Consider the following 24360-nt stretch of genomic DNA (forward strand, 5'->3'; position numbering starts at 1 on the left):
TCGGCGGCAGTCTGGGCGGCGCCGGCGGCGCTGCCATCATGGGTCTGCAGGGACTCGCCCAGAACGAGGGGCCGGGGTCGGAGTTCGCCCGCGCCCTGGCCGAGAAGCTGAAGGCCGCCGGCGGCGGTGGGGTCTCACGCGGGCCCGGGGAGGCCTCCCTGGACTTCACCGGCGAGACCGCGCGTTTCTCCGAACAGTTCGAGGCCACGGCCCTGCCCAGTGGTCAGTACCCGGACCTCGAACACTCCCAGACCATCGGCATCAGCACCGGCGATCCCCAGGTGGACGTGGTGCGCCAGGGCGCGGCCCTGACCGAGTTCGGCACCGAGGGGGGGCAGTCCTCCTGGCGCCGTCGCCTGGCCCCGCGCCACCGCGACGCCGTACGCCGCTTCTTCCAGACCGACGAGAACCAGCGTTGACCGAATCGGCCGAGATCGACCCGTCCCAGCTCGCGCGCGCCAGCGAGCGGGCGAACGCCATCCTCGCGGCGCTCGACCGCACCATCCTCGGGCAACCGACTTTGACGCGGCTGGTCGTCACGGCCTTCTTCGCCCGTGGTCACCTCTTGCTCGAGGGACTGCCAGGGCTGGGCAAGACCGAGCTGGTCAAGGCGCTCGCGGCCTCGATCGGCCTGGACTGGCGCCGCGTGCAGTTCACCCCCGACCTGTTGCCCGGCGACATCACCGGTGGGGCGATCCTCGAGGAGCGCGACAACGGTCGGCGCGAGCTGGTCTTCCACCCCGGTCCGGTGTTCACCCACTTGCTGCTGGCGGACGAGATCAACCGCGCGAGTCCCAAGACCCAGTCCGCCCTGCTGGAGGCGATGCAGGAGCGCAATGTCACGGTGCTCGGTGAGACGCGGCCGCTGCCGCGTCCCTTCGCCGTGCTCGCGACCCAGAACCCGATCGAGCTGGAGGGCACCTACCCCCTGCCCGAGGCCCAGCTCGACCGCTTCCTGTTCAAGCTCGATGTGCGCCGCGTCGGCGCCGCGACCCTGGAGGCGATCCTTACCGAGCGCCGCGGCGGGGCGCCGCCGGCCCTCGAGGCGGTGGTGGACGCCGCCGAGCTCGACGAGGTCTTCGCCGCCGTCGATCGCATCTTCCTGCCGCGTCCGGTGGCGGCCTGGATCTCGCGCCTGGTGGAGAACAGCCACCCCGACGTGTCCCGCGCGCCCGAGGTCGTGCGCAACTACGTGCGCTTCGGGGCCTCGCCCCGCGCGGCGATCGCGATGGCCGAGGCCGCGCGGGCCCACGCCCTGCTGGCGGGCAAGCCCAACGCCGGCTTCGACGACGTGCGCGCCCTGGCGGCGGCCTGCCTCGGTCACCGCATGGTGCTCGACTACCGCGCGCGACTCGACGGAGTGACCAGCGCGGCGGTCGTCGAGGCGCTGCTGGACGCGACCCCCGAGCTGCGCGAGGATCTGCCCGCCGAGCTCGCCCGCTGAGATTCGTCGCTGCGCTTCTCACCGCCGAGTCGCATACCCCACGCCCCGCACCCAGCCTTGCCCCCTCTCAGACTCCTCCGCCAACTCCGTTCGGCGATCGCGCTGGTCGCCTTAGCGCTCGGGATCGCGCTCCAGCCCGCCCTGGCCCAGGGTTGGCAGAACTTTGCCCCACGGTTGGAGGCGCGTGTCTCGGTTGAATGGCCCGAGGGGCTCTCCAGCGGCTACGTGCCGGCCCGGGTGGAGTTCCGCTCGAGCCGCGCGGAGGAGGTCATCGTCGTCGCCCGCTCGTGGGCCGGCAACGACGTCCACTCGGGCACCACCAGCGTCAGCGGGATGCTGCCCCCCGGCGGCTCGACGACCCTAGAGCTGCCCATGCTGTCCGGGATCGTCGACGACCACGGCCTCAATGTCATGGCTTCGGTCGATGGCCAGGACGTCTACCTACACGCCTACGCGCGCAACCCGCGCGACGATCTGCGCGGGATCCTGGTCGTCAGCGAGCGCGCCGAGGGCGCCGGCTGGCCGGCCGATCGCGCACAGGCCCTCACCGGCGTCGTGATCCCCGACCGCGCGCCCTTCCGCGGACTGGCTCCGGCGTCGGCGGCAGCGCTGGCCTGGCAGATCGGTCTGCCCCTGCCCGAGCTCGTGCACCCCGCCACGCGCGCACCCGGACGTCCGGGCGCCCTCACGGGCACCTTCTCGGTGGCGCGGATCTCCGGTGCGTTGCTGCCCCGCAGAATCGAGAGCTACACCAGCCTCGCCGCGCTCGTGATCGACGGCGACGCGCCCCCGGCGAGCGCCGACCTGGGCGCGGCCCTGCGCTGGATGCACGCAGGCGGCACGGTGGTCTTCGCCGGCGCCGACCCGGAGCGAGCGGCACGCACGGTCCTCGCCGACGAGATTCTCGAGAATCGGTTCGAGCTGGCGCGCTTCGGCGAGGCGCGCGTGCTGCGGCGCGGCCTGGGCTACCTGATCCTCGCGCCCGGATCGCCCCTCGTGAGCCAGGACCAGGCGGACGCGATCTATTGGGTCGTCGAGCGCGCCGCCCGCTGGGTGCCCTCGGCGCCGATCCGCCACACGTCGTTCCGACCGAGCACGGGCATCGTCACCAGGCCGCCCGTGCTGGCGCTGCTGACGATCGTGACCCTGTTCACGATCATCGTCGGACCGCTCAACTTCGCCTACGCGCGCAAGCGGCGTCGGCCCGTGCTGCTGCTCGCGACGATTCCGCTGCTCTCGGTCTCGGCTGCCGTGCTGCTCTTGGCCTACGGGACCATGCGCGACGGATTCGGCTTGCGGACGGCGACGAGCTCCCTGGTCGTGCTCGATCAGCGCACCCACGAGCTGGCCGCGGCCAGCGCCCGTGAAGTCTTCGCGGGGCTCTTCAGCGAGCGCACCGCGAGGCCCCACGCGGGCACCGTGGTGCTGCCGGAGGTTCAGCGCTCCGACCTCGAGCGCCGAGCGCGCTTCCGCGTGGACTTCGGGACCAACACCGAGTTCAGCGGCGACGTGATCGGTACCCGCTCCGTGCGCCGCCTGCGCACGGTGGAGCAGCGCACGAGCCGACTGCGCCTTGACCTGCGCCCCGAGGGCGACGGCTGGCGCGTGACCAACGGCCTGGAGACGGGTCTGCGCGACCTCGTCTTCCGTGACGCCCAGGGCTCGCTGTTCACCATCGACCGCTTGGACGGTGGCGGCGAGGGGCTCTTGACGCCGTCGGGGGAAGAGCGCGCGCGGGACGTCCTGGCCTCCCTCGGCGTGGGCGATGGCGTGCCGCTCACGGACACGTTGTTGCCGGGTACCTACGTGGCCCTGGTCGAGGGCGGCGCGTTGATCGACGACCTGGGCCTGGGCGGCCGCTCGCTCGCCCAAGAGCACGGCTTGATCGGAGTCGTCGATTGGTCGACGGCGGGGGGGGCGGTCCGATGACGGCGATTCTCGAGGTCGAGCGGCTGACCAAGACCTTCGACGGTCTGACCGCGGTGGACCAGATCAGCTTCGAGGTCGGCGCCGGCGAGATCTGCGGCTTCATCGGGCCCAACGGCGCCGGCAAGACCACCACCATGCGGATCTGCGCCACGCTCGAGCTGCCCGACGAGGGCGACGTGCGAATCGGCGGCCATTCGGTGCTGGAGGAGCCGCGCTACGCGCGCCACCGGACTGGGTTCATGCCCGACCACTTCGGCGCTTACCCTTCGACCACGGTCGAGGAGTACATCGACTTCTTCGCCCGGGCCCAGGGCCTGCGCGGTGCGAAGCGCCTGTCGGCGGTGGGGGACGTGACCGAGTTCACGGGCCTCTCGCCCCTGCTAGGCAAGGCGGTCAGCGGACTCTCGAAGGGCATGCGCCAGCGCCTGTGCCTGGCCAAGACCCTGCTGCACGATCCCAAGCTCCTGATCCTCGACGAGCCCGCTTCGGGTCTCGACCCGCGCGCCCGGGTCGAGCTGCGCGAGCTGGTGGTGGCCCTGGCCGAGCTCGGCAAGGCGGTGCTGATCTCCTCGCACATCCTCACGGAGCTGTCGGAGATCTGCACCAGCGTGGCCGTGATCGAGCTCGGCCGCATCAAGGCCCACGGGAACTTGAAGGACATCCGCGCGCGGCTGTCCGGCGCGGGTCGTGCCTTCCTGCGCTGCATGGAGTCGCCCGAGCAGGTCGAGCGCGCGATGGCCGAACTTCCCGGCATTCAACAACTGGTGCGCGAGCAGGGCGGAGTCAGCTTCGACTACGGCGGCGGCGACGAGATCCTGGCAGGCATCGTCACCCGCCTGGTCACGGGTGGCCTGCGTCCGGTCGAGGTGCGGCAGGAGTCGGCGGACCTCGAGGACGTCTTCCTGGAGCTGACCGAAGGGCAGGTGCAATGAGCGACGAAGCCCAGATGTCCGTTTCGCGGATCGAGTTGCTCAGCGATCGGGTCAACCCGATCGTGGTCAAGGAGGTGCGCCAGGCCCTGCGCGGGGACGCCTTCTTCAAGTCCCTGTGGGGCGTGCTGATGCTCTCGGCCCTGGCCTGCATCGTGGCCCTGACCTTCGTCTCGAGTACGAACCAGGTGGAGCAGTTCGGCGTCGGCTTCTTCAGCACCGTCTACGTCTGCATGTGTATCGCGCTGATGGCCTTGACGCCCATCGGCGCCTTCCAGTCCCTGGCGGGTGAATGGGACGACGACAGCTTCGAGCTGCTCGTGGCCTCCGACCTCGGCCCGGGCCAGATCATCCGCGGCAAGCTCCTTTCGGCGCTCGTCCAGGGCGGACTGCTGGGCGTGGCCTTCCTGCCGATGCTCGCCGTCGCCCTGTCCCTGCCGGGACTCGACGTCCTCGCGGCCGGCAGCCTGATCCTGATGCTGGCGCTCGGAAGCTCCGCCGCCACGAGCCTGGCGCTGGGCATCGCCAGCGTCGCAAGACGGCGGCCGGTGCGGATCCTGGCTCTCGGTCTTCTGGTGGCCTTGACCCTGGCCCTGGCCGTGTCCCTGATCCAGTTCGGGGCGATCGTCATCGTCGATCCAGGGGAGCTCTTCGACTACGACGTCCTCGCGGCCCTGGCGACCCTCGGGAGCGCGGCGATCTTCTTCGCCGGCTACGCGGTGTTGGTGGCCCAGGCCCAGATCTCTCACCCGGAAGAGAACAAGTCGTCAGCGCTGCGGATCTGGACTGTGCTGGCGATGGTCTTGGGCGTGGCGATCTGCGGGCTGGTGCACCTTGTTGGCCCGACCCGGTCCGACGTGCTGGAGATCGCGGTTCCGATGGTGCTGGTGGGCGTATCGCCGGCCCTGTTCACCTTCGCCACCGAGTCCAAGCGCCTTCCGCGACGTGTCGAGTACGAGTTGCGCTCGGGCCGCGGTGGCCTGTCCGCGGATCTCTTGATGCCCGGTGGGGCGCGGGGGCTGCTCCTGGCCTGGGTGCTGGTGCCGATGCTGCTCTTGGTCGCCTCGATCTTCGGAGTCCTGTCCGGAGACCTCGGGGACCTCTCACCGACCTTCCTGATCGCTGTCTACTTACTGACCTACCTGTCCCTGGGCAGCTTGTTCGTGCGCCTGGTGGGTGGCAGCCGCCGGACCGGCAAGCTGCGCGTGGGCTTCGTCCTGATGGTCATCGCTTCGATGATCATTCCCTCGGTGATCGGGTCGACGCTGGGTAGCGATTCGATCGCGAGTGGACACCATGTCTTCAATCCCTTCTGGGTGCTCAGCGAGTACGGGGGACAGGACCTCGATCTGTTCGATCTCGCTGGGCCCCTGACGGTCTTCCTCTACATGGGGCTCGGCCTGGCGCTCCTCATCAACTTGCCCGGGATATTCGCAGCAATCCGGCACCGCAGGCGGCTGCGGCGGCAGGGCTGACGTGGCGGCGGCCCTCGAACCGGGACAGCGGCTGCGGCCGGGCCTCGCCGCGCGCGCCTTGCTCGACGCTTGGCGGCTGGTGCCGCCCCAGAAGCCGGTCGGTCGCCTTCCCGGCTCGGAGTTGGCATCGGGAGTCGGGGCCTCGCTCGAGATGCAGGACCGGCGCAGCTACGCGCCCGGCGACGACGTGCGCCGCTTGGACTGGGGCGCCTTCGCGCGGACCGACCAGTTGATGGTTCGCCAGTACCGCGAGGAGGTCGCGCCGAAGTTGGAGCTGCTGCTCGATGTGTCGGCGTCCATGGGCGTCGACGCGGACAAGGCCCAGTTGGCGGTGGACCTGGCCGCGTTGTTCTGCGGCCTGGCCCGCTCGGCCGGGGCCCCGGCGCAACTGGTGCTGCTCGGCGATCAGTTGACCCTTTCGGAGCCCGAGGCCCTGGACCACGGCGTGGCCTTCGAGAGCGAGCGCCCGGTCAGCGAGCTGCTGTCCGACGCCGCCGCCCACGCTCGCCCGACGGCCCAACGGGTGCTCGTCAGCGACCTCTTGAGCGAGGTCGACGCCAGCGGAGCCACGCGCTCCCTCGCCGGTCGCACCGAGCGCCTCTCGATCCTGCAGGTGCTGAGCCCCTCGGAGGTGGAGCCCGAGGCGTCCGGTCCCTCGCGCCTGGTCGACGCGGAGGGCGGCAGCAGCCTCGACGTGATCGTCGATCGCGGCGCGATCGAGGCCTACCGGCGCCGGCTCGAGCGCCTGCAGCAGTCCTGGCGCGAGTCGTCGCAACGCATCGGCGGGCGCTTCCTGAGCCTGACCTGTGGCCCGCCCCTGACGAGCCTGTGCCGCGAGCGCCTGGCGGTCGAGGGCTGGCTGGAACCGCGCTGACCGGCGTCTCCTCGCGCGCAACCTGCCGCGGTCGTGCGCGAACGTCAGCGATCGAGTCGCCGCGCCGATGCGCCGCGCGCCTTGCGCAGGGCGGACCCGAGGCTCGGTTGCTCGGGGCTCGGACGGGAGTCGGGAGCGGTCGAGGTCTCGACCGACGTCTCGCTCGGCGTCTGCCCGGCCTCCGCGTCAGGACCCGGCGCCGTCGCCCGCTGATTCGGCGTTCCGCGGATCGGCTGCACCCGGGCGCGCGCGCCGCGTCGCGGCAGCCTCACCAGGCCCCAGAGGTCGAGCCGTCGGAACCCGATCTCGATCAACAACACCAGGATCGCCGCGAGCAGCAGCGGACGACGCAGGGGGCGTCGGCCGGTGCCCGAGCGGGGACCCTCGAACAGCTCACCGGCCGCCGGTTCGACGCGGCCCCCGGAGAGGTCCGCCAGCCGCGCCAGGCGCCGCCGACCCACGTCGGGATCGGGTCCGCGCTCGAACTCCGGGGAGTAGGGCAGGCCGATCACGGGCAACTGCAGGGACCGGTCGTCGCCCAGGCTCACGGTGCCCACCACCACGCCGGCTTCGTCGATCGGGACCCGCGCCTCGAAGGAGCGCGGGCCGGTGCGCTCCAGCGCGACGACGCGGTTCTCGCCGCTGGGCAGGCGCAGGTTGGCCTCCAAGCGCGCGAGCTCGGTGTCCAGCTCGGCCTCGGGATCGAGCTCGACGGTGACCAGCGCCTCGTTGCCGCGGCGCTCCACGTCGGCGAAGACGCCCTCGGGTTCGCCCATGCCGACGAGCCAACGCACGATCGACGAGAACAACGCCTGGAAGCCGGGCCAGGCCACGATCGCGCCCCCGGACTCGCCGCCCACCTGCCCGGTGTAGGCCAGGCTGCGACCGAGCCCGTACCAGGCGTAGGCGATCACGGGCGCCTTGTAGTCGTCGGTCGTGACCGCGCCCGCGGTGGCCTCGGCCTGCAAGTAGGTCAGGTTGTAGCCCGCGAGGATCGGCAGGGCGTCGGTGGGCAGGTCGCCGATGCCGAGCAGCCCGGGCAGGCTGCGCACCTGGGTCGGCTCGTCGACGAAGCCCGAGCGCGCGGCGGTCAGGGTGTCCTGGCTGAACAGGCGCGGCAGGTCCTCGGCCTTCTCTGTGAAGTAGGCCTCGCCGCCGCCGGCCGTCGCAACCGCCTGCAGGAACTTCGCGTCGCTGTCGGTGTCCCGGCCCAGGGCGATGACCGAGCAGGTCATGCCCGCGCGGCGCAGGTCGAGCAGCAGCTCGACGCAGCCGTCTTGATCCTCGGAGTCGGCGGCGTCGGCGAACAGGATCAGGTGGCGGTTGATCTGCGGCGCCTCGAGGAGCGTGGCGGCCGCCGCCTCGATCGCGGCCTTGACGTAGATCCCGCCGCCGCTGGATTCGATCTTCAGGATCTTGTCCGCAATCGCGCCAGGCTGATCGACCTGGGTCAGCGCCACCACCTCGTGGGCAGCGGTGTCGACCGCGAAGACGACCACGGCGTCGAGGGGCGAGAGCATCTCCACCGCCGTCGCGGAGCCCTCGTTGGCCAGGTCCATCTTGGTGCGCCCGCCGGTGACGGGCGCCATCATCGAGCCGGAGCGGTCCAGGGCGATGCCCAGGGCCACACCGACCTTGCGGTGCTCGCGGCGCATCTCCAGCGACACCGGCAGGACCGGATCGAGGGGCGAGTTGTGGTAGCCGCCGCGACCGAAGCTGGCCAGGCCACCGGTCACCAAGAGGCCGCCGCCGCGGTTCTGCACGAAGTCGGTCAGGGCGTCGAGACCGTCGTAGCCGATGCGTCCTGCGTCGACGTTCTCGAGCACCACGGCGCGGAACCCGGCCAGGGACTGGGGCGTGATGCGGACCTCTTCGGGCGCCAGCACCACCGTCGGCAGGCCGGCGCCGACGAGGGCCGCGGAGAGGGGCGAGGTCGCGCCGCCGTCGTTGAGCAACAGGACCCCGCGCTCGCCGCGCACGCGCACGCCGGCCAGGGCGCGGTCGTTCTCCGGCGCGCGATCGCCTGCGGAGTCGACGCGCACGGCGTAGCCGGCGATGCCCGCGCTGGCCAGGCGGTCGCGGAAGACCACCCGGTTCATGCCGGGCTCGAGGACGCGCGCCTCGCTGCGCAGCTCGGCGCCGTCGCGCTCGAGGGTCACGCGCGCCTCGGTGCGCTCGTCGGAGCGCACCCAGGCCACGAACTGGAAGGTCTCGCCGACCGCGACCTCGTCGGGCAACTCGACGCGCTCGACCGACACGTCGGCGCCGTCGTTGCGGGCGGTCGTGCGGACGTGGACGGGGATGCCGCGGGCGAAGGCGTGGCGCGCGGAGCCCTCGAGGTCGCCGCCGCGGGCTTCGCCGTCGGAGATCACGACCAACGCGCCGGGGCGGCCGATGGGGATCAGGGACAGGGCGGTCTCGACCGCGCCGGCCAGGTCCGATCCGTCGGCGTCGGGCGCCGGGCCCAGCTCGCCCACCTGACCCTCGCGGGCGGGGCGATCGACGATCACCCCTTCGCCGAAGGTCACCAGTCCGAGTCGGTCGCCCGTTCGCGACGAGGCCTCGGCCAAGCGCGCGACCTCGAGTCCCAAGCGCTCGCCGTCCGCGGGCATCGAGCGCGAGCGATCGAGCACCACGATCAGATCGCGACCCAGGGCGCCCTCGCGCAGGTAGGGACCGGCGATGGCGACGGCCATGAGCGCGATCGCCAGGAAGCGGATGGCCGTGCCCGGGCGCGAAGCGCTGCGCCAGGTCCACGCGACCCACAGGGCCGGCGCGGCGAGCAGCAAGAGCTCGGGGTGCTCGAGACCGATCAAGCCACGCCTCCGCCGCGACGGCCGCGCAGGGTCCAGATGTCGAAGGCCACGGCCAAGAGGGCCAGGGCCGCGAGCCAGGCCGAGACCCGATCCGAGCTGATCGCGACGCTGGCCACCTGGGCCGCGCTTTGGCGCTCGCCGCTGGAGCGCTCGCGCAGCTCGGAGACGCTCTCGTCGGCGAAGGACTGGCCCAGGAGCGCGACCCGCTCGCCGTCGCGTTCGAGGGCGTAGATGCCGGGACGCTCGAGGGTGGCGAAACGCAGCTCGCGGCCCTTGTCGGTGGTCTGCTCCGCGGCGACGGGGCCGGAGTCGGCTTGGTCGAGGGGGCCGCGCAGGGTGTAGGTGCCGGGCTCCTCGACCAACCAGACCAGGGCCTCGCCGGCGCGCAGGTTCGTGGCCCGTGGTCCGGGCAGGGCGCGGCGCGCCTGCTCGATCAGGTTGGCCAGCAGGATCGGCCAGTCGGGCGACCGTTGCAGGGTCGAGCGGGTGGGGTCGAGATCCAGGTGCAGGTCGACGCCGCCCGAGCGCTCGACGCGCGTGACCAGGGCTTGGGAGCCCGCCGCGACCACCGGCGCGCCGGGCAGTGGGGACTGCTCGTGGCCGGTCCAGACCACGCCCTCCAGGGTCAGGCCGTCGAGGGGCGGCGTGGCACGCTCGACCAGGAACGGACCGACCCAGGAGCGCGTGGCCTCGCCCGCGGCCGGTGCGTGCAGCACGAGGCGGAAGTTGCTCCCCCGGTTGCTGTCCGCTTCGACCAGCGCCAGTTGGGCGACCTCATCGGCACCGGCCAGGCGCACGTCGGGCACGAGCTCGAACAGGTGGTCGAGGGGCGAGCCGCCGGCGGAGCTCAGGCCCAAGAGTCGCTCGGTGGCCGCGTCGAGCTCGCTCGCGATCGACACGGTGCGGGGCGGGGCCGGCGCCAGGAAGGCCTGGTCGTCGACGGCGAGTAGGTCGCCATCCAGCGCCAAGCGCACCGCGCCGGTGCCCTCGGGGAGGGCGAGCTGCAGGTGCGAGCGTCCCCCCGCTACCAGCTCGACCTCGCGCTCGAGCAGCGGCGAGTCGGCCGGGATCGGCGCGGTGAACGCTCGCAGGGTACGCGTGGCGACGGCGTCGCCCAGGTTCGCGACCACGATCGAGATCGACTCCGCGCCGGCCTCGCGGCTGCGGTGGGCGCCGACGATCGCGACGTTGGGCGCCGGCCGCCCGAAGGCTTGGACCCCGACCAGGTCCGGCTGGCGTTCGGGCTCGAAGCGGTCGGTGTAGAGCTCGACGGCCACGTCGGCGCCCGGGGTCCGGGAGCTGGCCAGGCGCAGGGCGAGGGTCAGGGCGTCGCCGAGGTCGTGACGCGCTGCGGCCGGTTGCCAGCCGCCCAGGAAGTCGCCCAGCTCGCGCGCCAGGCCGCCGGGGCCCACGCGCACGGCCGCTTCCGGTCCGCTCTCGATCAGGGTCACCCGCGCGTCGCCGGGCAGCTCGTCCAGGCGCGCGCGCAGGGCTGTCGTGGCTCGCTCGGCGGGTGAGCCACCGGGCAGCTCGGCCGCCATCGACGCCGACCCGTCGATCACCGCGACGAGGTGGGGGACCTCGCGCGGACCGCTGCAGCGCGGACCCGCCAGGGCCAGGGCCAGGGCCAGGGCGGCCAAGAGCTCGGCCAAGAGCGAGGGCGAGCGGATCAGGCGCTCGCGAGTGCGTCCGCTGGCGGGCGTGCGCTCGCCGCCGCCCCACAGGAACAGGGCACTGGTCACGCGACGGCGGTAGCGCCGGCGGAAGTAGTGCAGCGCGAACACGGCCGGCAGGGCCAGGAGCGCGAGGAGTCCGAGGGGGTTGACGAACACGGCTGGAGGGAGCCTATACGGGCGCGGGGGCCCTCCATGGCCGCGGCGTCGGAAAGGGGGCCCGCGTCGCGCTCCCGGACCCGGCTTCCGGCGGGAGAGGCCTCGCCCGAGCCTCGGCGTCGGCCGATGGGGTGGTTAGACTGCGCGCACTCCAGCCACCCCGACCGGAACTCCCGCGATGACCCCCCGATTCGACCTCGGCCGCACCGGCCTCCTGCTCGCTCTGGCGCTCCCCCTGACCTCCTGCGACCCCGTCTTCGGCTCGCGCCCGATCGGCGGCGGCGAGTGGAACGGTTCCCTGGCCAAGATCGAGGCCCCCGCGGCCGACGTCTGGACCGCGGTCAGCGAGGTGCTCGAGGAGCTCGACGCCGGCAAGGCCACGCCCTACCCGGAGGGCTCCGCGACCTCCGTGCGCGTGTCCTGGCAAGGCAGCTGGGCCAAGGTCGCCGTGGACTCGGCGCGCCCCTACGACAGCGTCGTTTCGGCGTTCACCATGGGTCAGGACGATCACGGCGACCACAGCCACGGCGGCGAGGAGCTGTTGAGCGAGCTGCTGGCCGGTCTGAAGTCGCGCGGTTTCGCCGTGGACGAGACCTGGGAAGGCCACGGGCCCCACTCGGCCGTTCCCGCCGGTGCGTTCCAGACCGTCGGCAAGGCCTACCGCATGCCCGGTTGGGAGGAGTTCCACGAGGAGCTCTACGGCGGGCACGGTGGTGGGCACGGTGGCGAGCACGGCGATGCCGGACATGGCGACGCCGGACACGGTTCCGCCCCCGCGTCCGGTCACGGACCGTCCAGTCACTGATCTCGAGGATCCGTCGATCGTGAGCGCGTCCACTGCGAACACGCGCTCCGTGCGGGTCAAGCGCGCCCGGCGCGTGGCCGTGACCGCCGCTGCCATCCTGGTTGCAGCGACGATCACGGCCACGTTCATTTGCACGCGGGTCGCGGAGGGCCAGTTCCCCTTCGATCCGGGCGACGGCTTCGAGGCCCACGCCCTCGAGGTCGACGGGGTGAGCCTGCGCACCATCGAGATCGGTGAAGGCCCCGCCATAGTCTTCCTGCACGGCGCCTACGGTGGAGCGGAGGACGCGATCGAAACCCTCGCCCCGTCCCTCGCCGCCGACTTCCGCCTGATCTCGATCGACCGCCCGGGCCACGGCTACAGCCAGCGCGGCGGCGCGCGGCACGACGATCCACGCGGGCAAGGCGAGACCATCGCCGCAGCCCTCGAGGCCCTGGGTCTCGAGCGACCGATCCTGGTGGGCTTCTCCTACGGCGGCGCGGTGGCGGCAGACCTAGTCGCGCGCGATCCGTCGCGGGTGGGCGCGCTGGTGCTGATCGCCGCGCCGCTGTTGCCCTGGGGCGGCGGCTCCGACGCCACGGATCTGGTCCTGGGTGCTCCGGTGGCCGGCCCGGCCCTGGCTTGGTTGGGCGCGAGCCTCTTGGCTGAAGCCATCGCCCCCGCCGAGCTCGACGCCGTCTTCGCCCCGGAGCCCGTGGCCGAGAGCTTCGACCGCTCGCCTACCGCCCTCGCCGTGCGCCCCGGGTCGCTGGTGGCCAACTCCCGCGACATCGCCCACCTCAACGACGAGCTGGCGGAGTCGGCCGCACCCTACGCAGACATCGACGTCCCCGTGGTCCTGCTCCACGGCCTCGAGGACCGCACGGTCTGGTTCGACTACCACTCCGAACCCGTCGCGCAGATCCTGCCCGACGCGGACTTGCGCCCGATCGAGGGCGCGGGGCACCTCTTGCTCTACACCCGCACGGCCGAGGTGGTGGACGCGATTCGAAGCGTGGCCGCTCGCGCGGCGAGGTGACCCCGCGGGCGCGGCCGCCGGGAGTGCACGACGCGGGTCGCGGTCAGATGACGGCAAGCCGCGCCGCCCCGGGGCCCCAGGATGCCCGCGGCCTGGAATACGCCGACTCAGCGTTGTCGGCCGCCTCGCTCGCGGACTAGGGTCGCCGGGTCCGCGCGCCGCGGCACCGGTAGGACGACGGAGTTCGAAGCTCATGTGGGAACGAGTACGCAGCGTCTGCGCGGGGCGCGCCAAGTGGATCGCCGTCTGCGGCCTGGCCGTGGCCGTACCGCTGGTCTGTGACGCCAGCGTTTCCTGGTCGACCCACGTGTTCGACGACAGCGCGACGATTCCGCACCGCTCCGTGGCCCTGGTCCTGGGTACCTCGCCGACCCACGAGGGGCGCCCCAACCGCTTCTACGTGGCGCGCATGGACGCGGCGGCCGCGCTCTTCACCGCTGGCGCCGTGGACGGAATCCTCGTCAGCGGAGACAACGGGCGCCCGGACTACGACGAGTCGAGCCGGATGCGCGCGGACCTGGTCGCGCGCGGCGTTCCGGCGGAGCTGATCACCTGCGACTTCGCGGGCTTCCGCACCCTGGACTCGGTGGTGCGTGCCAAGGAAGTATTCGGCCTGGATGAGGTGACGATCGTCTCCCAACCCTTCCACGCCGAGCGCGCGGTGGTCCTGGCCCGCAGTCACGGTCTCGACGCGATCGCCTTCGGCGCGGCCAACCCGGCCCTGGGCTCCTGGCTCAAGGTGCGCGCCCGCGAGGTGGTCGCGCGCACCCTGGCGGTCGCAGACCTGGCCATCGGCCGCAGACTGCACTTCCTGGGGCCGGGGGTCGCCGTAACGACCAGGACGCCGCGCCGGGGCTGAGCGCGACGGCTGCGGTTCAGGTCAGGGCAAGCTCGCAATGGTCCGATGAGAGCCGTGAAAGGAGGATCTCCCGCTCTCCTGTGAGGGCAGCGCGAACACTTCGAGAATGGTCGGCACTGACGCGGTTCGCTTCCTCAGGGGAGCGGTGGTCTCATGAGCGACACACTCTTCGAGCCAGGCGGCTTTGGCGCGAGATCGGGACATCGTCAGCGCAGGGCGGCGGAAATGGGGATTCTCGGTGCCAGTGAGACTGCCGAACGACGCCGAGCCCCCTACCTGAGTCTCCTGCCTGGAATCCAGGCATGGCGCATTTGGGTGTCAGTCAGCGTGCACTTGAACCGCCGGTTCAGAACCGGAGACGGGCAGCCGGCCGCTGAAGGGACTAGCCTTGTTCGACACTTTATCGAGCGAAGGCGACCGAGAATCGATTGAGTCCGGCTACCGAATGGCGATTTCGAAGTCGGCTCACGGGAGCCGTCAATATCAAGGTCACCACTCGAAGAAAGGTGTCGGCATGATTGCTCTGATCGTGCTCACGGCGACAGCGCTACAAATCGATACGCCGTGTGCCTCGGCGTCGCTCGAGGCTGAGACCCCGATTGCTGGGGCGATGTATGGGATCGAGCTAGAGTCGCTCGACGATGGCCGCGTCTTCGTGACGACGCTGAAGAACATCGGAGGCGGCGTCGGAGGCGGGTCGGTGGAAGTGCTGAAGCCAGGGGGAGGTGGACTGGGGTCGTCGCTCCTCCAGACCTTGCCGACAGTTCCGAGCTATAGCGGTCCTGAGAACTTCGGCCTGGCTCTCGACTATTCGGACGGTCTGCTCGCAATCGGGGCGCCGGGGTACAACCCAGATCCTGACGGAATCGGAACGAAGCCCGGGCAGGGAGCGGTTTACCTCTATGAGGTCAGTGGATCGGAATTCGTGGAGCGGATCAAGATGTTGTCTCCCATAGAGTTCGGGCAGAATGCGCATGACTCATTCGGGATTGATGTTGCGATCGATGGGGACTGCCTCGTGGTCGGGTCATCGGGTCGGCCGGTGGCGTGTTCGACGGGAGGGGTCTGCGACAACGCTGGGCAGGTGTTTGTCTATGACGTTTCGGATCCTGGGAATCCAGCCTTCATTCAGGCCCTGAATGCGCCGTTCGTCGACGATGATGGCCGTTTTGGGGCGGCAGTCGATGTCGAGGCGCTGAGCGGCGGCGGCGAGAGGCTCGCGGTGGGCGCCTTCTACGCCAACAACGGCGGCGTGGCACGGTCGGGGGCGGTGTATGTGTTCGAGCGCACCGGCGGGCTGTTCTCGAGCGCTGCCGTGAAGATCACGCAATCCCCTCCAGTGGCGCACGCGACCTTCGGTAAGTGCCTGGACTTGGAGGGAGATCTGCTGGTTGTCGGAGCGCCGAGCGTGAGCGTCGACCCAACGATCGAGGGGGCGGCCTACCTGTTCCAGGAGTCGGGAGGCAGCGGCTGGGTGGAGATCGGGGCGCTGACGCCAAGCCTCGGGTTCGCTGGCGACCAGTTCGGAGTCAGCCTGGATTTCGACGATGACCGAATCCTGATCGGAAGTCCCGGCCCGCCGCCGCCCGACTCGTCAGCGGTTGCGGGGAGCGCCTATCTGTTCGTGAAGCCCCACGCCGGCTGGAGTAGCGGGAGCGAAACGGCCGTAATGTTGCCAACCGCGCCCTCGCTCTCGGCGGGGGAGCGTTGGGGCCACGCAGTTGCGCTCGATCGCTTCTCGGGCTACGTGGGGAGGACCGGAGCAAAGCCCAATGGGATTGTCGATGCCGGGAGCGCTCAAGCGTTCGTGATTGGAGGACTGAAGCTGCATTCCTGCCCCTCGACGATCGTGCTCGGGAACGGTGGCACGCAGGTTCAGTTCATCGACTTCGACGATGAGATGGCTGGAGACGTGTACATCGCGCTCTACAGCAGCGAGGTTAAGGAGGTGGGGCTTGGCGGCGACCCGCAGGGGTTGCAGCTTCCCATCGGGGTTGGAGATCCCTGGTTCGGTGCTTCGCTCAGCGGGGCCGGGGACCCTCCGTTTGTCGGTTCATTGGGCCTGCTGGATGCGGCCGGGGATGGGAATGCGTCACTATTCACGCAGGCGCTCAACCCTGTGCCGCTGCCCCTCGTGGGGGTCGAGCTCTTTACGGCGGTTCTATCGATCGACCTCTCGGCAGGGGTCGTAGACATCTCCAACGCGACCCGGGTGCGGCTCAACTGATCCGAGTCCGTAGGTTCGGGCCGGGGGCCGGTGCACTCGGTTCGTCCGGTCGAGCAGGGGGCGGCGAGACAGCGGCTCGCAGTGCGAGCGACTGTCCGCATGTCGTGGGCTGAGCCGCTCCCGCGCGCGGCCGCGACTTCACTGCCGCAAGGGTGAGCTCCAGTCGATTGGCGGCGAATCGGTTACGGCGTAGCTGGTGCCGCGAGGACGAAGGGCATCGGCCGAGACGCACCAACACAGGGCGTCCTCGAGAATGGCCCCAATGAAGAGCGCCCGGATCGACTGCGGTCGATCCGAGCGCGCGGTGGGCCGAGAGCTTCGGCGTTGCAGCAGATGCCCCGACCCTCAGGCCAGAGCCGGCTCGCGCTGATCGGTGCTGTCCAGCTCCTCCTGCTCGGCCAGCTCCTCGACGGTGGGGCAGGTGCAGATCAGGTGGCGGTCGCCGTAGCCGTTGTCGATGCGGCCGACGAAGGGCCAGAACTTGAACTCGCGCAGCCACGGCACGGGGAAGCCGGCGGTCTCGCGGGAGTAGCCGCGGTCCCAGGTGTCGCCGGTGATGTCGGCCAGGGTGTGGGGGGCGTTCTCGAGGGGGTTGTCGCCCCGGGCCCAGCGGCCTTCTTCGATGGCGCGGATCTCGCCGCGGATCGACAGCAGGGCCTCGCAGTAACGGTCGAGCTCCGGCTTCGACTCCGACTCGGTCGGCTCGATCATGACCGTGCCCGCCACGGGCCAGGACATGGTCGGCGCGTGGAAGCCGTAGTCCATCAGGCGCTTGGCCACGTCCTCGGCGGTCACACCGGCGCTCTTCTCGAAGGGGCGCAGGTCGACGATGAACTCGTGGGCCACGCGACCCTTGGCGCCGCGGTAGAGGATCGGGAACTCGCCCTCGAGGCGCCGCGCCATGTAGTTGGCGTTGAGGATCGCGAGCTGCGACGCCTCGCGCAGGCCGCGGGCGCCCATCAGGGCGATGTAGACCCACGAGATGGTCAGGATGCTGGCGCTGCCCCAGGGGGCCGAGGCCACCGGCCCGGTCTTGCCTCCGTTGTCCACCAGGCCGTGACCGGGCAGGAAGGGAGCGAGGTGCTCCGCAACGCCGATCGGGCCCACGCCCGGACCGCCGCCCCCGTGGGGGATGCAGAAGGTCTTGTGGAGGTTCAGGTGGCACACGTCCGCCCCGAAGTCGCCCGGGCGGCACAGCCCGACCTGGGCGTTCATGTTGGCGCCGTCCAGGTAGACCTGGCCGCCGGCCTTGTGGACCAGGTCGCAGATCTCGATCACCGACTCCTCGAAGACCCCGTGGGTCGAGGGGTAGGTGATCATCAGCGCGCCGAGCTGGTCCTTGTGCTTCTCGACCTGGGCGCGCAGGTCGGCCAGGTCGATGTTGCCGGAGGCGTCGCACTTGACCGCCACCACGCGCATCCCGGCCATCACCGCGCTGGCGGGGTTGGTGCCGTGGGCCGAGGTGGGGATCAGGCAGACGGTGCGATCGCCTTCGCCCAGGGACTGGTGGAAGGCGCGGATCGCGAGCAGCCCCGCGTACTCGCCCTGGCTGCCGGCGTTGGGCTGCAGGGACACCGCCGCGAAGCCGGTGATCTCGGCCAGCCAGCGCTCGAGGTCCGCGAACAGGCGCGCGTAGCCGCGGGCCTGACTGAGCGGCGCGAAGGGGTGCAGGCCGCCGAACTCCGGCCAGGTCACGGGCACCATCTCGGCCGTGGCGTTGAGCTTCATGGTGCACGACCCCAGGGGGATCATCGAGTGCGTGAGGCTCAGGTCGCGCGCCTGCAGGCGGTGGATGTAGCGCAGGAGCTCGTGTTCGGAGCGGTACTCGTGGAAGACCGGGTGGGTCAGGTACGGGCTGGTACGCAGGTGTGGGCGCCCGAGCTGGGCCTCCATCGTGCGCACGACCTCTTCCACGTCGTGGGGCTTGGCCGCGATGCCGAACAGGTCGAGTAGCGCGACTACGTCCGCCAGGGTCGTGGTCTCGTCCAGGGAGATGCCCACGAACTGCTGGTCGATGTCGCGCAGGTTGATGCCGCGCTCGTGGCCGGCGCCGACGCGCTTGGGCGCACCTCCCGCGCCGCAATCCACGCGCAGGGTGTCGAACACCGGGCCACCGTCCACGTCGAAGCCGGCCTCGCGCAGGAAGGCGGAGACCGCTCCGGTCAAGGCGTGCACGCGGCGGGCGATACGGCGCAGGCCCTCGGGGCCGTGGTAGACCGCGTAGAAGCCCGCCATCACGGCCAAGAGCACCTGCGCCGTGCAGATGTTGCTGGTGGCCTTGTCGCGGCGGATGTGCTGCTCGCGCGTCTGCATCGCCATCCGCAGGGCGCGGTTGCCCTTGCTGTCGATGCTCACGCCGATGATGCGCCCCGGCATGATGCGCTTGAACTCGTCGGTCGTGGCCAGGAAGGCGGCGTGGGGGCCGCCGTAGCCCATGGGCACGCCGAAGCGTTGGGCCGACCCCACGGCCACGTCCGCACCGAACTCGCCCGGCGGGCGCAAGAGGGTCAGGGCCAAGAGGTCCGTCGCGACGACGACCCGGGCGCCGGCCGCGTGGGCGTGCTCGCAGATGGCGTCGAAGGCGTCGATGCGGCCGTAGGTGTCGGGGTACTGCAGCAGCACACCGGCCACGGGCGTGCCGGCGAAGTCGAAGCTCTGGGCGTCACCCACGTGGACCTCCGCGCCCACCGCGGCGGCGCGGGTGCGCACCACCTCGATCGTCTGCGGGTGGCAGCGCTCGGACACGAAGTAGGCCGCCGGGCTCTTGCCGCGCCCGGCCGCCAGGCACATGGCCAGGGCCTCGGCCGCGGCCGTGCCCTCGTCGAGCAGCGACGCGTTCGCCAGGGGCAGTCCGGTCAGGTCGGTGATCGCCGTCTGGTAGTTGAGCAGCGCTTCGAGACGCCCCTGGCTGATCTCCGCCTGGTAGGGCGTGTACTGGGTGTACCAGCCCGGGTTCTCGAGCACGTTGCGCTGGATCACCGGCGGCACGATCGTGCCGTAGTAGCCGGCGCCGATGTAGCTCTTGGCCACCACGTTCTGCGCCGCGATCTGCCGCAGCTCGGCCAGGAGCTCGTACTCACCGCGCGGCGGGCCGAGCTCCAGCTCGCGTCCCAGACGGATCGTGGCGGGGATCGTCTGCGCGACCAACGTCTCCAGCGAGTCGACGCCGATGGCGCCGAGCATCTGCTCGACGTCGTGGGGGCGCGGACCGTTGTGGCGATGGACGAAGGTGTCGCTGGGGCCCAGGGCGGGCTCGAGGTTGAGAGCGTCGCTCACCGTGGATCTCGGGCTGGGGGTGGTGGGGGACAGGCGCGCGGCGCCCGCCGTGGGACGGGCGGTGTGGTCGGATGCGAACCCGATCGGTGGCCCGGGAGCCGCGGATTGTAGCCCTTGTGGGGCCCTCGCCGTCCGTCCGCTAGCCCCCGGCCCGGGGCGCCTCAGCGCGACCCGTCGGTCGACGCCGGCCAGAGCTCGGGCCGGGCCTCGAGCCAGGCCAGCACGGCCTCGGCCACCCGGGCGTTGCCGTAGATCGACAGGTGCCCGGCCTGGCTCACGTAGATCGACTCGAGCTCGCTCCTGGGCGCGGGCAGACGCTGTGTCTCGCGCTCCAACTCGGCCAGGGGCTCGGCCAGGTCGATGTAGGGAATGCCCCGCTGGTCGAGGGCCGCGAGCAGGCCGCTCCAGTAGCGCTCGCCGGTGCGCTCGAACTCGAGCAGGTCCTCGTGGCTGTGGAAGATCACCACCGGCGCTGCCTTGGCGCCGCCCTCCAGGGCCTCGCGGTGGAAGCCCTCGAGCACCGCCACGCTGGTGCGGAAGGGTTCGCCCTCCGGATCCATCCACATCGTCCGCGGCTGCCGCGCCAGGTGGGCCAGCACCAGGCCCGCGACCCGCGCCGTGCCGAAGATCGCCAGGGGTCCGAGGGTCGGTCGCCCCGTCCAGTAGTCGTCCGGCGCCGTGAGGCGCGCGACCTCGCCGTCGCGCACCGCCCGCGCGTAGGCCATGCGATCGGGGTAAGGCGGCGGCAGCAGCAGCTCGAGCTCGTCGTTCTCGCGCAGGACGAAGCGCGGCTTGGCCGCCGGGCGCAGGGTATTCGGGCTCCAACGCGGGCGGAAGCGGTTGACGTTGCGCCCTATGTTCTCGAGCAGGATCCCGATCGCCACCACGTCGGGCTTCCACGTGGGCGAATGGCGCCGATGCAGCAGCCACGCCTGGTCGGTACCCCCGCCCGGCAGTCCGAAGTTGATCGCTTCGAGGGCGAGCCCGCGGGCGGCGGCCTGGTCCTCGAGCTGGTACGGATAGGCGGCGTGGTCGGGCACCTCGTCGCCGTAGGTGAACGAATCGCCGTAGCAGCACAGCCGCAGGGTCCCGCTCGGGGTCTCGCGCGGGTACTCGCGCGGCCCGCGCATGCCGTCGGGGGAGACCGATTGGTCGCCGTCGCCGGTGCCGCCGGGGCGCAGCGCCCAGCCGATCTCACGGTCCCAGATGCCGACACCCTCGGCCGGCTCCGGCTCGTAGACCGCCGTGGCCAACCAGATACGCTGGGCCTCGTTGGTGGTCGACCCGAAGGGTGGCAGGGGGTAGCCCATGAACGAGCCGTCCTGGATGCCCCAGACCGAGAGCCACAGCTCCAGACCGACCGCGGCGCCGAGGGCGGCCAACAGCAGGCGGGTGAAGGTCGGGCGCAGGCGCGATCGTCGGGGCGAGGCGGGCACGAGGGTGGCGAGGATAGCCCCTCGCGCCGGACGGCTCCCGCCTCGGGCGCGGAATCGACGGCGGGCCCCTGGGGGGCGAGCGCAGTAGACTTCGCCGACCAGCGCACCGTGACAGACAGCGACCAACAGCATCCCGGCGTGGAGCCCGCGCCGATGGCGGACCTCGCGCGACTCGGTGAGGACTCCGAGGCGGCGCCTTCCGACGCCGGGCAACTCGATCCCGAGCCCGCGGCGGCGCCGGCGGCGACGCTGCTGGAGGTCGAGGACCTCTCCAAGCAGTACGCCGAGACCCGCGCGGTCGATCGGCTCAGCTTCGCGGTGCGCGCCGGCGAGATCCTGGGGCTGGTCGGCCCCAACGGCGCCGGCAAGACCACGACCCTGCGGACCATCGCCGGGGTCCTGCCGATCCAGAGCGGGCGGGTCGCGATCGCCGGCTACGACCTGGCCACGGCGGAGCGGCGCGCCAAGTTGCAGCTCGCCTGGGTGCCCGACGATCCCCAGCCCTTCGAGGCCATGACCGTCGACGAGCACCTGGAGTTCACCGCGGCGCTGTACCGGGTCGGCCGCTGGCGCGCGCGGGCGGAGGAGCTGCTGGCGCGCTTCGAGCTGCTCGAGAAGCGCGGCGCCCTGGGCGGCGAACTCAGCCGCGGCATGCGTCAGAAGCTGGCCTTCTGCTGCGCCTGGCTGCCGCGGCCGCGCGTGGTACTGCTGGACGAGCCCCTCTCGGGCCTCGATCCCCACGGCATCCGCTCGGCCAAGGCCGCGATCCGCGACCTGGCTGCGGAGGGCTCGGCGATCGTGCTCTCTTCGCACCTGCTCGACCTGGTCGAGGAGCTGGGCACCCACCTCTTGGTGCTGCGGCGCGGCCGCAAGGTCTACGACGGGACCATGGAGGGCGCCCACCGCGCAGCCGCGGCGGCGGAGGGCACCAGCCTCGAAGAGGTCTTCTTCGCCGTCACCGGCGGCGAGCTCGGCCGCGATCCGGAGCGCGCGACCGCGACCGAGGGCGAGGCCGAGGGACAGGCGTGACCGCCATCCTCGGCGCGCCGGCCCTGCGCCGACTGCTCGGCCTCAAGGCGCGTGGCATGCTGCGCCGCGCCGGTCGGCGTCTTCGCACTCCGTCCGGGGCGGTCTTCGCGTTGCTCGGACTGGGCTTCGTCGTGATGTGGCTGACCAGCATCGGCGTCGCCTTCCAGGTGCGCGGCGATCGCGGCCTCGAGCCGCGCCTCGCCGTCCCGGTGGCGCGCCTGTCGGTCACGGTCCTGTTCCTGCTCTCGGTCTCCGGCACCATCGCCCACCGCGGCCTGTACCTGCCTGCCCAGGAGATCGAGCGTCTCTTCGCCGCGCCGGTCTCGCGCGCCGACCTGGTTCGCCATCGGCTCCACATCCTGATGGGGCAAAGCCTGGTCGGGGGGCTGATCGTGGCGCTGATCGCGTCGGTGCGCCTGCCCCATTCGCTGTGGGCGGCGGTGGGTGCGCTGCTCTTCGTGATGACCATCGCGATCGCCGGCCAGACGGCGTCGATCCTGCTCGGCGCCCTCGAGCGTCGACTGCCGGTCAAGGCCCTGCGCCTCGCGGCACGGATCTTCAGCTTGGCGCTGCTCTCGGCCGCCGTCGGCGTGTACGTCTTCATCGACAAGCTGCCGAGCGACCTGCAGACCAGCTTCGAGGCCGTGGTGACCCACGACGCCGCGCGCATCGTCTCCGCACCCTTCGAGCCCTGGGCGCAGTTGATGAACGCAGCCAGCCTCGCGAGCGCCGCGCCCTGGCTGATCCTGTGCCTGGTGGTGCTCCTGGGTCTGTTCGAGCTCACGGCGCGACTGCCCTTCGACTTCCGCGAGTTGGCCCTGGCCAACTCGGCCGACGTGGCCGCGCGCATGCGTCGTCTGCAACGCGGCGGTGGCGCCTCGGCCCACAAGATCTCGAGCGCCGGCGGTCTGCGCCGCGTGCCTTGGCTCTTCGGGCGCGGGCCGGTGGGCGCCATCGCTTGGCGCAAGACCGCCTCGATGCTGCGCCGCGCGCGTGCAACCCTGGGCTTCTCGGCCTTCCTGTTGACGGTCCTGGTGATCGCGGCGGTGGCCGTGGGCGACGGCGGCGAGCGCAGCACGCGCATCGCCGGCGCGGTGTTGGTGGGAGTGCTCGGCACCTTCTATCTGTGCAGCGGGCTGCGCTTCGACTTCCGCGAGGAGCTGGAGCGTATGGACGTGCTCAAGGCCTGGCCCCTGGCGTCCTGGCGCCTGTTCGCGGCCATGCTCCTGCCGGAGGCCGCGCTGATCACGGCCATGGTGGGCCTGGGCCTGGTCGCACACGGCTTGGCCACCGGCGGCGTCGACCCGGTGGGTTGGGTCGTGCTGGCCTTCATCCCGCCCTTCGTGGCCACCTGGCTGGCCCTGGACAACGCCATCTTCCTGCTCTGGCCGGTGCGTTTCGCTCCGGGGCAGGAGGGGGCCCTGCAGAACATGGGTCGGGCCGCGGTGGTCGTGCTGCTGCGGTTGGTGGTGCTGGCGGTCCTGGGCGCGATCGGTGTCGGCATCGGCTTGGGCCTGGTCTGGGTCGCGGGGAGCCTCGCCGACGCCTCGCCGACGGTGGCCGCGGTCGTGGGCCTGTTCGGCGGCTGGACCTGGCTGGTGGTGGGCTGCTGGGGCGCGATCGCCCTCGGCGGCGAGGTGCTGACGCGCTTCGAGCCCGACTCGATCACCAACTGACGCCCCGCAGGCGGTCCCGTTCCGCGCGACGCTTCGTAGCGCCCCGCATGCACTCCACCGCACCCCTCACGCGGGTCGCGGCGGCCGGACTGGCCCTTGCCCTGACGTCCTGCGTCGGGCCTTCGGCCGGAACCCTGCCGCCCGAGGCTGCCCACTTCAACGTCGGCCGCGAGCACCTGGCGCTCGAGGGCTGGGACCCGGTCTCCTACTTCCCCGAGGGCGGCGGCGAGCCGGTCGAGGGCAGCGAGAGCATCGAGACGACCTATCGGGGCCTGATCTGGCGCTTCGCCAGCGAGGACCACCGCGAGCAGTTCGTCGCCGACCCCGAGCGCTTCGAGCCCGCCTACGGGGGCTGGTGCGCCTGGGCCATGGTCGACGGCGAGAAGGTCGAGGTCGACCCGCAGAGCTTCCTGATCGAGGACGGCGAGCTGCTGCTCTTCTACGACGGCTTCTGGGGCGACACGCGCCAGATGTGGCTCGATGCCGGACCCGACGCGCACCTGCGCGACAGGGCGAATCGCGAGTGGGCGTCGATCCGCGCGATCGACTGAAGCGAGCAGCGTTCTACGGGGGGACCGGCGCGGCTCCGATGGCCGCGGCGCGCAGGGCCGCTGGAATCCGCCTCGATCGCAGATGCTGACCGGAACGCCGGTCCCGCTCTGGTTCTGACCGCGTACCCGCGATGGCGCCCGTTGGCATCCGCATCCGCGCGCGCTTCAAGAGCCCGGTACCAAG

17 protein-coding genes are annotated in these 24360 nt (G+C 71.5%); 13 read left to right on the plus strand and 4 right to left on the minus strand.

Features of this window, described 5'->3' with window-relative positions:
- Window positions 1–38 precede the first annotated feature (38 nt).
- Genes Pla133_RS09115 through Pla133_RS09140 form a run of 6 tightly spaced genes read left to right on the plus strand, consistent with a single transcriptional unit; the run spans window position 39 to window position 6651 of the window.
- On the plus strand, window positions 39–419 hold the full coding sequence (locus Pla133_RS09115) for a hypothetical protein (RefSeq protein WP_145064605.1): 381 nt from the start codon (window positions 39–41) through the stop codon (window positions 417–419).
- On the plus strand, window positions 416–1444 hold the full coding sequence (locus Pla133_RS09120) for an AAA family ATPase (RefSeq protein WP_419192280.1): 1029 nt from the start codon (window positions 416–418) through the stop codon (window positions 1442–1444). Before Pla133_RS09115 ends, Pla133_RS09120 begins: the two co-directional genes overlap by 4 nt.
- Window positions 1445–1501: 57 nt before the next feature.
- A complete protein-coding gene (locus tag Pla133_RS09125) occupies window positions 1502–3373 on the plus strand; it encodes a hypothetical protein (protein ID WP_145064606.1) in 1872 nt (623 codons plus the stop codon).
- Complete coding sequence (locus Pla133_RS09130) at window positions 3370–4305, plus strand: ABC transporter ATP-binding protein (RefSeq protein ID WP_145064607.1); 936 nt, start codon at window positions 3370–3372, stop codon at window positions 4303–4305. Before Pla133_RS09125 ends, Pla133_RS09130 begins: the two co-directional genes overlap by 4 nt.
- Window positions 4302–5777 (plus strand): ABC-2 transporter permease, encoded by a 1476-nt coding sequence (locus Pla133_RS09135; protein WP_145064608.1) that lies wholly within the window; start codon window positions 4302–4304, stop codon window positions 5775–5777. The genes Pla133_RS09130 and Pla133_RS09135 overlap by 4 nt, the downstream gene beginning before the upstream one ends.
- 1 nt (window position 5778) lies before the next feature.
- Window positions 5779–6651 carry a DUF58 domain-containing protein gene (locus Pla133_RS09140; protein ID WP_145064609.1) on the plus strand — a complete coding sequence of 291 codons (873 nt, stop codon included), beginning with the start codon at window positions 5779–5781 and terminating at the stop codon, window positions 6649–6651.
- A 44-nt stretch (window positions 6652–6695) separates the two neighbouring features.
- Here the strand turns inward: Pla133_RS09140 and Pla133_RS09145 are convergent, their stop codons facing one another.
- Together Pla133_RS09145 and Pla133_RS09150 are read right to left on the minus strand one after the other, a co-directional pair.
- Window positions 6696–9467 carry a vWA domain-containing protein gene (locus Pla133_RS09145; protein WP_145064610.1) on the minus strand — a complete coding sequence of 924 codons (2772 nt, stop codon included), beginning with the start codon at window positions 9465–9467 and terminating at the stop codon, window positions 6696–6698.
- Entirely contained in the window at window positions 9464–11299 is a 1836-nt protein-coding gene (locus Pla133_RS09150) for a vWA domain-containing protein (RefSeq protein ID WP_145064611.1), read from the minus strand. The genes Pla133_RS09145 and Pla133_RS09150 overlap by 4 nt, the downstream gene beginning before the upstream one ends.
- Window positions 11300–11477: 178 nt before the next feature.
- Here Pla133_RS09150 and Pla133_RS09155 point away from each other — a divergent pair, with 178 nt between their 5' ends.
- From Pla133_RS09155 to Pla133_RS09170, 4 genes are all read left to right on the plus strand, one after another.
- Window positions 11478–12104 (plus strand): hypothetical protein, encoded by a 627-nt coding sequence (locus Pla133_RS09155; RefSeq protein ID WP_145064612.1) that lies wholly within the window; start codon window positions 11478–11480, stop codon window positions 12102–12104.
- Between the two features lie 19 nt (window positions 12105–12123).
- Window positions 12124–13122, plus strand: coding sequence for an alpha/beta fold hydrolase (locus Pla133_RS09160; protein WP_419192281.1), 999 nt, complete (start codon window positions 12124–12126; stop codon window positions 13120–13122).
- Between the two features lie 193 nt (window positions 13123–13315).
- Window positions 13316–13981 carry a SanA/YdcF family protein gene (locus Pla133_RS09165; protein WP_145064614.1) on the plus strand — a complete coding sequence of 222 codons (666 nt, stop codon included), beginning with the start codon at window positions 13316–13318 and terminating at the stop codon, window positions 13979–13981.
- 514 nt (window positions 13982–14495) lie between these two features.
- Window positions 14496–16208, plus strand: a complete 1713-nt coding sequence (locus tag Pla133_RS09170) for a hypothetical protein (RefSeq protein WP_419192282.1) — start codon at window positions 14496–14498, stop codon at window positions 16206–16208.
- 345 nt (window positions 16209–16553) lie between these two features.
- On the opposite strand, the gene gcvP is transcribed toward Pla133_RS09170, so the two are convergent.
- Window positions 16554–19484 carry an aminomethyl-transferring glycine dehydrogenase gene (gcvP, locus tag Pla133_RS09175; RefSeq protein WP_419192283.1) on the minus strand — a complete coding sequence of 977 codons (2931 nt, stop codon included), beginning with the start codon at window positions 19482–19484 and terminating at the stop codon, window positions 16554–16556.
- A gap of 161 nt (window positions 19485–19645) precedes the next feature.
- Window positions 19646–20920 (minus strand): SGNH/GDSL hydrolase family protein, encoded by a 1275-nt coding sequence (locus Pla133_RS09180; RefSeq protein WP_145064616.1) that lies wholly within the window; start codon window positions 20918–20920, stop codon window positions 19646–19648.
- A 108-nt stretch (window positions 20921–21028) separates the two neighbouring features.
- On the opposite strand from Pla133_RS09180, the gene Pla133_RS09185 reads away from it, so the two are divergent.
- The 3 genes from Pla133_RS09185 to Pla133_RS09195 are packed head-to-tail and all read left to right on the plus strand — an operon-like array spanning window position 21029 to window position 24176.
- Window positions 21029–21949 carry an ABC transporter ATP-binding protein gene (locus Pla133_RS09185; protein ID WP_419192284.1) on the plus strand — a complete coding sequence of 307 codons (921 nt, stop codon included), beginning with the start codon at window positions 21029–21031 and terminating at the stop codon, window positions 21947–21949.
- Window positions 21946–23625 carry a putative ABC exporter domain-containing protein gene (locus tag Pla133_RS09190; protein ID WP_145064617.1) on the plus strand — a complete coding sequence of 560 codons (1680 nt, stop codon included), beginning with the start codon at window positions 21946–21948 and terminating at the stop codon, window positions 23623–23625. The genes Pla133_RS09185 and Pla133_RS09190 overlap by 4 nt, the downstream gene beginning before the upstream one ends.
- Window positions 23626–23672: 47 nt before the next feature.
- Window positions 23673–24176, plus strand: a complete 504-nt coding sequence (locus Pla133_RS09195; protein ID WP_145064618.1) for a YHS domain-containing (seleno)protein — start codon at window positions 23673–23675, stop codon at window positions 24174–24176.
- The last annotated feature ends 184 nt before the right edge of the window (window positions 24177–24360 follow it).

The organism is Engelhardtia mirabilis (assembly GCF_007748095.1).
Taxonomy (GTDB): Bacteria; Planctomycetota; UBA1135; order UBA1135.

Coding starts and splice junctions, on each gene's coding strand:
- Pla133_RS09155 (WP_145064612.1), top strand. CDS start 11,478: ATGACCCCCCGATTCGACCTCGGCCGCACCGGCCTCCTGCTCGCTCTG.
- Pla133_RS09130 (WP_145064607.1), top strand. CDS start 3,370: ATGACGGCGATTCTCGAGGTCGAGCGGCTGACCAAGACCTTCGACGGT.
- Pla133_RS09195 (WP_145064618.1), top strand. CDS start 23,673: ATGCACTCCACCGCACCCCTCACGCGGGTCGCGGCGGCCGGACTGGCC.
- Pla133_RS09135 (WP_145064608.1), top strand. CDS start 4,302: ATGAGCGACGAAGCCCAGATGTCCGTTTCGCGGATCGAGTTGCTCAGC.
- Pla133_RS09115 (WP_145064605.1), top strand. CDS start 39: ATGGGTCTGCAGGGACTCGCCCAGAACGAGGGGCCGGGGTCGGAGTTC.
- Pla133_RS09170 (WP_419192282.1), top strand. CDS start 14,496: ATGATTGCTCTGATCGTGCTCACGGCGACAGCGCTACAAATCGATACG.
- Pla133_RS09165 (WP_145064614.1), top strand. CDS start 13,316: ATGTGGGAACGAGTACGCAGCGTCTGCGCGGGGCGCGCCAAGTGGATC.